The organism is Roseovarius sp. (assembly GCF_018066915.1).
In the GTDB taxonomy this organism is placed as follows: domain Bacteria; phylum Pseudomonadota; class Alphaproteobacteria; order Rhodobacterales; family Rhodobacteraceae; genus Roseovarius.
In genome coordinates, this window is the sequence record NZ_JAGPVV010000239.1 from 1 (window position 1) to 5,655 (window position 5,655).

Consider the following 5,655-nt stretch of genomic DNA (forward strand, 5'->3'; position numbering starts at 1 on the left):
GCCTCGAGCAGCGGTTTTTCGCGGACAAAGGCGACATAGGCATCGACCGCAAAGCGGGTCGCGGGCAACACGCCTTGGGCAGAGGCCACGTAATCGGGATCGAGCCCGACCGCTTGGGCAAGGCGCAGCCAGCGGCGAATCCCGCCTTCGTTTTCGGCGGTGCCATCGTGATCCTCGATCCGAGAGCGCCAGATGCGGCGCAGATCGGGGTCCTCGACCCGGCTGAGAAAGGCGGCGTCCTTCATCGGGATGCGGGATTGGTAATAGTAGCGGTTGATGACCCAAGCACGGACCTGATCGGGGGTGCATTGGCCGCCATGCAACAGGTGATGGAACGGGTGGCGGTCATGATAGCGCTCTGCCCCGATCTGGCGCAGGCGGGCTTCAAACGCGTCGCGGGTGGCGGTCATAGCGTGATCTCCATGCCATCCTGTCCGATGATCCAGCCAGACGATTCGGCCTCGGCGCGTTCCGGGGCATCGGGGCGCAGGACAGGGTTCGAGTTGTTCATGTGGATGTAGATTTTGCGCCTGATCCCCAGATCGCGCAAGGCAGTGATCGAGCCGTCCGGTCCGCTCATCGAGATATGGCCCATGCGGCGTCCGGTTTTCTGGCTGAGGCCCATGGTGATCATCTCGTCATCGCGCCAGAGCGTGCCGTCGAAGAACACCATATCGGCCCCGTGCAGGCGGGCAGCGAGGCGGTCGGTGACGGTGGCGCATCCGGGGATATAGAAGACATTGCGCCCCTCGGCCTGAAGATGCACGCCGGTGGTCTGCTCGCCTTCAAGATCGGTTTGCACAGTCTCGCCCTCCATGTAGAGCGGCACCTTGCCGGGGACGGCAAAGAGCGTGGCGGTGAGGCCGGGCAATAGCGTTACGGGCTGATCGAGTGCGATGGGCATGCGCGGCACGCGGGTCGAATCGACCGCCTGCATCAAAGGGTTGGCGGCCAGAACGCCGTGTATCTCGCCGGTGGCGTAGAGGGTGAAGGGCTGTTGCTCTCGCAGGCTGAGCAGCCCCGCCACATGGTCGATATCACCATTTGTCAGCAGCACGCCCGCAATGGGCGTATCCCGCAGACGGCGCGGATGCAGCGCCGGATTGGCGGCCAGTTGCGCGCGAATATCAGGAGAGGCGTTGAGGATCACCCAAGCACAGCCGTCCATCGTGACGGCCAAAGAGGATTGGGTGGAGGCGGGAATGTGCCCCGAGCGGGCGAGATTGCAATTCTCGCAGCCACAGTTCCACTGTGGCAGGCCACCGCCGGCCGCAGCACCCAGTATCAGAGCCTTGAACACCTGTTACCTCGCTGCGACCGGTCGGGATATTTCAGAACAGGACGCCGTCGCCTTCTTGTGCGGGGCCGTACATGTTGATTTCCATTCCGCAGTTCAGTTCACGCAGAACCGGCTTGCTCCATGCCATAATCTATCCTCCTCTTAGATGTGGTCGATAGGTGGATTAGATATTCCGATCTTTCACATGTCAACTTTGGCATGGTCGTAGTGCTCTACGACTTTAGTGCAATCAGGAGATGAGGGGCTTGTGTCCTGGGCTGGACCTGAGGGAAACTGGACCCATATCTGGCATGAGGCGGCGGGGCCGTCGGAGTGCAGGAGAAGGATCATGATCGAGCTGTTGTTTGTGGCCTGTCTGGCGCGTCAGCCGGAAATCTGTGAAGAACGGGCGTTCCAATATACGGACCGGACAACGCAGGGCTGTATGGCAGAAGCAATACCGGAGTTGAGCAAATGGGCGGCAACGCATCCACGCTGGCGCATCGCGCGCTGGTCCTGTCAGGCTCTTGGCGGGGCAAGAACGCGCGCTTGAGGCGTCGCGTTGTGGGCATTTTTATGGGGGCGCTGCTGGCGGCGGCGCCCGTAGTGGCGGGCACGGCGCATGAGGGCTATGACCTAATTTTCCGCACCGGCACGCTGGCGGAGTTCGCGCCGGGCGATGCGCTGCAGTATCAAAGCGAGACAGTGAATGAGGCCGCGCCGCCCGAGACGCAGGGCGCGCAGGCCTATGATCTGCGGATCGAAGAGGGCGGCACCGCGCGGCTGATGCGGGTGCTGGAAGAGGGCCAGCAGCCGGTCGCGGGATTTGACGCGGGCGTTGGCAATCCGATGGCGATGTTCTTTCTCGAACGGCTGGTGCGCGATCTGGCGCAGGCCACGGGGGGCAGCACATTCTATATCCGCAATCGGATCAAGGAATCGCTCTTGGCCCCAGAGGGGATTGCCTCGGTGCAGGTGAGCTGGGCAGGGCAGAGCCATGCCGCGCAAGAGGTGGTGCTGGCACCGTTCGTTGGCGATGAGAATGCCGCGCGGCTTGGCCCCTTTGCGGCGTTGCGGGTGGTCTTTGACGTGTCAGAGGGCGTGCCCGGCTGGTATCACTCGATGCGCGCCGAGACGCCCGAACGCGAGGGCGGCGGGCGCTATTTCACTTCGACGCTGACGCTCTCGGAGGCCGCGGAATGAGGCGTCTGGCGATTGTGCTCTGTCTCGTGCCGGGCATCGGTCTGGCGCAGAGCGTGGCGGAGCAACTCAACGATTACCCCACCGAGGCGCGGGCGGATTATGTCTTTGGCTGCATGGCGGCGAATGGCAACACGCGCGAGATGCTGCGGCGCTGTGCCTGTTCAATCGACGAGATTGCCTCGATCCTGCCCTACAAGGATTATGTGTCGGCCGAGACAGTTCTCGCGCTGCGGCAGGGGAATGGTGAACGGATGTCGATGTTCAAGGCGGGGCCGGTGAGCGAGGGCATCGTGGCGGACCTGCGGCGCGCGCAGGCCGAGGCAGAGATCATCTGTTTCAAGTGAGGCGGATCACGAGGCGCTGGCCTTGGGCAGCACCTCTTCAAAGACATTGCCGTCGGTATCCTCAGCCCGGATGCGAAGATCGGGCGTGCCGTTGTCGGTATAGCTGAAGCGAAAGACCGGGTCCTCGGAAATGGAAATGCCGCCCGTGAGGGAAAAGAGCATCTCGTCGCCCTGCCAGACGGTCAGGTCCTGAATGAAATGTGCGGGCACGAATAGCTGGGTGATCTGGTCGCGTTGCAGCCCCGAATAGTTGGGGTGGCGGATCATCAGTTGCGCGTCGCGGCGGCTGCCAATCTGGACCGGGGCGGTATCGAAATGACGCAGGCGCATTTCGCCCATATGGGCAAGCGCCACCTCGGGATCACGGGTGGCGGGGGCGGCACAGCCCCCGGCGGCCTTGACGAAACGCCCGTCGATATAGCTGGCGCTGGCGGTTTCGGCGACGACGCGCAGGTTGGAATAGGCATTGACGCGCACCCGCGTCTCAAAGCTGAGCGGGGCCATGGCGGGGCCAAAGGTGATTTCGGCGGCAAGTGGGGCGGGGTTTTCATCGACCACGATCTTGAGCGTGGTGATCGGCCCCACACTCTGATCGGTTTGGGTGACGACCACGGGCACGGTGGCCGCGTCATGGGCGCGGTAGGGGGCATCGACCGAGAAGACCGCGCCGGGGGTGAGTGTCTTGGAGGCGTCGAGAATGTCGGCGCGCAGATAGTCCCATGTCTCGCCATCTTGCAGCGGATTGCGCGGCTCTTCGGCAAACGCTGCGGTGCCGAGCGTGAGGCAGAGGCAAAGGGCGCTCAGGGGAAATCGGGTCATCGGGGCCTCCGGATCGGGCATACTCGCACCATTGGACAATATCACGGATCGGGCGCAGATTGTATCAACCTTTGGTAGCAGTTTTGCGAGGGGTCCGAGATGTTCGAGATCGTGCTGAGTCTCTGTCTGGTGGCCAGTCCCGAGACCTGTGAGACACGGCTCTTGCCGGTGGGGGCTGCGGATTGCGCGCAGGCGCTCGCGCGGGCCGAAGAGATCGCGCCGGAGTGGGGTGATGCGCTGCGGTCCGGGCCGTTTGACTGCGTGTCGCAACCCGACAGCGGGTTGGTTTTTGATGAGATCGCACCGGGCGTCCATGTGCATCGCGGACAGGTGAACGATGTGACACCGGACAATCTGGGCGATGTCGCCAATATCGGGTTCATTGTCGGGGACGAGAGCGTCGCGGTGATTGACGCGGGCGGCAGCCGCGCGGTTGGCGAAGCGGTCTATCTGGCGGTGCGGGAGGTGACCGACAAGCCGATCTCGCATCTGATCCTCACGCACATGCACCCGGATCACGTGATGGGCGCTGCGGTGCTGGTCGAGGCGGGCGCGCAGACCCTTGGGCATCGCAAGCTGGGACAGGCGCTTGCGGCGCGGGCCGAGACCTATGAGACGAGCTTTGCCCGGCTGATGGGCGCAGGGTTCATCGGCAGCCGGGTGCCCGAGGTGGGCGAAGGGATCGCCGAGCGTGCCGAGGTCGATCTGGGGGGGCGTGTGCTCGACCTCGTGGCATGGGAAACGGCGCATAGCGAGAGCGATGTGACAGTGTTCGACCGGCAGACGGGCACGCTCTTTACCGGCGATCTGGTATTTGACGAGCACAGCCCCGCGCTTGATGGCTCGGTTCTGGGCTGGTTGCGGGTGCTCGAGGCGCTGGGCACGCCTGCGCCTGTGCGCATCGTGCCGGGGCATGGCGGGCCGGTGCTGGAGTGGCCTGAGGGGGCCGTGGATTTGCGGCGGTATCTGGAGGTCTTGCGCGATGAGACGCGGGCGGCGGTATCGCAGGGATTGCGGCTGGGCGCGGCGATCGAGACGGTCGGCCAAGGCGAGGCGGCGCGCTGGGCGCTCTTTGACCTCTTTCACCCGCGCAATGTGACCGCGGCCTTTACAGAGTTGGAGTGGGAGTGACGCGCCTCACTCTGGGACGTGCGCCGCCAAAATCTGTGCCAGCGCATAGAGCCGTTTTTCCAGCAGAACCGGCGTTTCGCAGGCATAGGTCAGCGAGCGGCGGCGGTCGTCGAACACGCGCGCGCGCCAGTCGAGTTCCTCTTCCAACTGGTCGATGCGGTCGAAATCGGGGCTCTCGGCCTTGGAGAGGCTGGCAATTTCGCCGCGCAGCGCGTCGATTTCCTCGGCCATGCGCGCCTGATTGCGGGCGTAGCGGGTGATGCCGCCCATGATCTCGACCCGGCGCTGGTTGAGGCGGTCAAACACGTCAGAGAAGATTGCGGTGTAGTCATCCTTGGTCAGGTCTGGCGCGGCATCGACCGCTGATTCGGCCTCGTCCAAGGTGAGTCGGCGCAGCGCGAGCAGTTCTGCCAGCCGCGCGGCCTCGGGCGTAAGAACCGGCGCGGTGGCCTGATTCTCAGGCGGATGGGGCCACATGACCGCCGCAGAAAGTGTATCCACGCGGCGCTGAATACAGGGCCAGTCCGGATCATGGGAGCCAGCGGCGAAAACTGGAGATATTCCAGTAAAAACAACGGCTAAGGTGGTAAAAACTGGTCTCATCCCGTCCTCTACGACTAAGGTCTTACTGAGTTCTGGCGCGATCTTGGCACATATTGTCACAGGATGAAACAGGCCGGTTTGAAATGTATTTCTGACACCAAATCGCCTAAAGGTTGTATCCTCCGGGATGCAAGGGAGGACAGACTGAATGAGAACGCGTGCGGCGGTGGCTGTTGAGGCTGGCAAGCCGATGGAGATCATGGAGGTGAACCTCGAGGGTCCGAAGGCGGGCGAGGTTCTGGTGGAGATCAAGGCGACGGGCCTGTGCCACACGGA

At 63.4% G+C, this 5,655-nt stretch carries 7 protein-coding genes and 2 pseudogenes; 4 read left to right on the forward strand and 5 right to left on the reverse strand.

The genetic code is table 11. The annotated features are described in order from the left end of the window. From KBT70_RS13325 to pqqA, 3 genes and pseudogenes are all read right to left on the reverse strand, one after another. A pseudogene (locus KBT70_RS13325) lies at positions 1-410 on the reverse strand (pyrroloquinoline quinone biosynthesis protein C); the annotation flags it as partial. Then, positions 407-1,300, reverse strand: a complete 894-nt coding sequence (gene pqqB, locus KBT70_RS13330; RefSeq protein ID WP_296634374.1) for a pyrroloquinoline quinone biosynthesis protein PqqB — start codon at positions 1,298-1,300, stop codon at positions 407-409. The gene pqqB and the pseudogene KBT70_RS13325, both read right to left, overlap by 4 nt. 31 nt (positions 1,301-1,331) lie before the next feature. Continuing rightward, positions 1,332-1,427: a pyrroloquinoline quinone precursor peptide PqqA gene (gene pqqA / locus KBT70_RS13335; protein WP_037298014.1), complete on the reverse strand. Its 96-nt coding sequence runs from the start codon at positions 1,425-1,427 to the stop codon at positions 1,332-1,334. Positions 1,428-1,753: 326 nt separating this feature from the next. On the opposite strand from pqqA, the gene KBT70_RS13340 reads away from it, so the two are divergent. Together KBT70_RS13340 and KBT70_RS13345 are read left to right on the forward strand one after the other, a co-directional pair. Next, positions 1,754-2,482: a hypothetical protein gene (locus KBT70_RS13340; RefSeq protein ID WP_296634384.1), complete on the forward strand. Its 729-nt coding sequence runs from the start codon at positions 1,754-1,756 to the stop codon at positions 2,480-2,482. Further along, a complete protein-coding gene (locus KBT70_RS13345; RefSeq protein ID WP_296634388.1) occupies positions 2,479-2,826 on the forward strand; it encodes a hypothetical protein in 348 nt (115 codons plus the stop codon). Before KBT70_RS13340 ends, KBT70_RS13345 begins: the two co-directional genes overlap by 4 nt. 6 nt (positions 2,827-2,832) lie before the next feature. Here KBT70_RS13345 and KBT70_RS13350 read toward each other — a convergent pair whose 3' ends face one another. Continuing rightward, positions 2,833-3,645 carry a quinoprotein dehydrogenase-associated SoxYZ-like carrier gene (locus KBT70_RS13350; RefSeq protein WP_296634390.1) on the reverse strand — a complete coding sequence of 271 codons (813 nt, stop codon included), beginning with the start codon at positions 3,643-3,645 and terminating at the stop codon, positions 2,833-2,835. 99 nt (positions 3,646-3,744) lie between these two features. Here KBT70_RS13350 and KBT70_RS13355 point away from each other — a divergent pair, with 99 nt between their 5' ends. After that, the gene (locus tag KBT70_RS13355; RefSeq protein ID WP_296634394.1) at positions 3,745-4,776 is read left to right on the forward strand and encodes a quinoprotein relay system zinc metallohydrolase 2; all 1,032 of its coding nucleotides are present in this window, start codon (positions 3,745-3,747) and stop codon (positions 4,774-4,776) included. 6 nt (positions 4,777-4,782) lie between these two features. Here KBT70_RS13355 and KBT70_RS13360 read toward each other — a convergent pair whose 3' ends face one another. Further along, positions 4,783-5,277 carry a hypothetical protein gene (locus KBT70_RS13360; protein WP_296634396.1) on the reverse strand — a complete coding sequence of 165 codons (495 nt, stop codon included), beginning with the start codon at positions 5,275-5,277 and terminating at the stop codon, positions 4,783-4,785. Between the two features lie 250 nt (positions 5,278-5,527). Between KBT70_RS13360 and KBT70_RS13365 the strand changes: the two are divergent. Next, positions 5,528-5,655: pseudogene (locus tag KBT70_RS13365) on the forward strand (S-(hydroxymethyl)glutathione dehydrogenase); the annotation flags it as partial.

Excerpts from the sequence above, each read along its gene's own strand:
- pqqA (WP_037298014.1), bottom strand. The coding sequence starts at position 1,427 with ATGGCATGGAGCAAGCCGGTTCTGCGTGAACTGAACTGCGGAATGGAA.
- KBT70_RS13340 (WP_296634384.1), top strand. The coding sequence starts at position 1,754 with ATGGGCGGCAACGCATCCACGCTGGCGCATCGCGCGCTGGTCCTGTCA.
- KBT70_RS13345 (WP_296634388.1), top strand. The coding sequence starts at position 2,479 with ATGAGGCGTCTGGCGATTGTGCTCTGTCTCGTGCCGGGCATCGGTCTG.
- KBT70_RS13350 (WP_296634390.1), bottom strand. The coding sequence starts at position 3,645 with ATGACCCGATTTCCCCTGAGCGCCCTTTGCCTCTGCCTCACGCTCGGC.
- KBT70_RS13355 (WP_296634394.1), top strand. The coding sequence starts at position 3,745 with ATGTTCGAGATCGTGCTGAGTCTCTGTCTGGTGGCCAGTCCCGAGACC.